This window comes from Parendozoicomonas verongulae (assembly GCF_009711465.1).
In the GTDB taxonomy this organism is placed as follows: domain Bacteria; phylum Pseudomonadota; class Gammaproteobacteria; order Pseudomonadales; family Endozoicomonadaceae; genus Sansalvadorimonas; species Sansalvadorimonas verongulae.
The window spans coordinates 2584-2962 of record NZ_SMME01000697.1 but is presented as its reverse complement, the minus strand read 5'-3'; the positions used below and the strand labels follow the sequence as shown (position 1 = coordinate 2962).

Annotated in this window: 1 protein-coding gene; it reads left to right on the top strand. The window is 63.3% G+C overall.

Annotation, left to right across the window (positions count from 1 at the left end; genetic code table 11):
* Positions 1 to 379: hypothetical protein (locus tag E1189_RS23395; RefSeq protein ID WP_196221128.1), on the top strand; the 379-nt coding region annotated here is incomplete at both ends.

The window sequence follows — 379 nt, the reverse complement described above, 5'->3', positions numbered from 1 at the left end:
TACCCGGCTGCGTACCCAGGCGGCCGGGGGTAAGGTGAATACCCCCTGTGACGACAAGGAGGTCGAACTGGCTCTGGGCAGACACCTGCAGATGATAGGGGGGGCGGACAGCCTGAAAGCAGCCCTGGACATCTATACCCGGCTGCGCGCCCGGGCGGCTGGTGGGGTGGCGAACATCCCCTGTGATGATAAGGAAATCGAACTGGCTCTGGGCAGGAACCTCGAGATGATAGGAGGGGAGGACAGCCTGAAAGCAGCCCTGGACATCTTTACCCGGCTGCGCACCCGGGCGGCTGGGGGGCAGCTGGACACCCCTTGTCATGACAAGGAGATCGAACTGGCTCTGGGCAGACTCCTTCAGGTCATGGCGGGTACGGAG